Genomic DNA, 383 nt, shown 5'->3' with positions numbered 1-383 from the left:
GAAATATTGCATCGCCGTCGAGGCGGCGAACGGGCCGCCAATGGCGCCGAAGGAATAGAACAGCATCAGCGCCGCGTTGATCAGCACGAACTCGCCCGTGTCGGCGCGATCGTTCGAATGCGCCGCCGACAGCGAATAGAGCGGCATGGCGAAACAGCCGAAGATGAAGATGAGGATGAAGTTGAGCGCCGGATTGCTGCCGGCGATGAACACCAGCGCCAGCGCCGAAAGCATCGCGCAGCAGGTCGTGATCAAGAGCACGCGGCGCCGATCCCAGCGGTCGGAGAGGTAGCCAAGCGGATACTGGATGATGGCGCCGCCAAAGATGCCGACGCTGACGAAGGTGACGACATCGGCGACCGACATGCCGATCTGCTCGGCAT

General features: G+C 62.4%; 1 protein-coding gene. It reads right to left on the bottom strand.

The window, feature by feature from the left end:
- The coding region (locus tag EN939_RS37820) for an MFS transporter (RefSeq protein WP_127272176.1) at positions 1–383 on the bottom strand (383 nt) is incomplete at both ends.

It is taken from the genome of Mesorhizobium sp. M7A.F.Ca.CA.002.05.1.1, assembly GCF_003998335.1.
Classification (GTDB): Bacteria; Pseudomonadota; Alphaproteobacteria; order Rhizobiales; family Rhizobiaceae; genus Mesorhizobium.
This window is presented reverse-complemented; position numbering and strand designations above follow the sequence as displayed.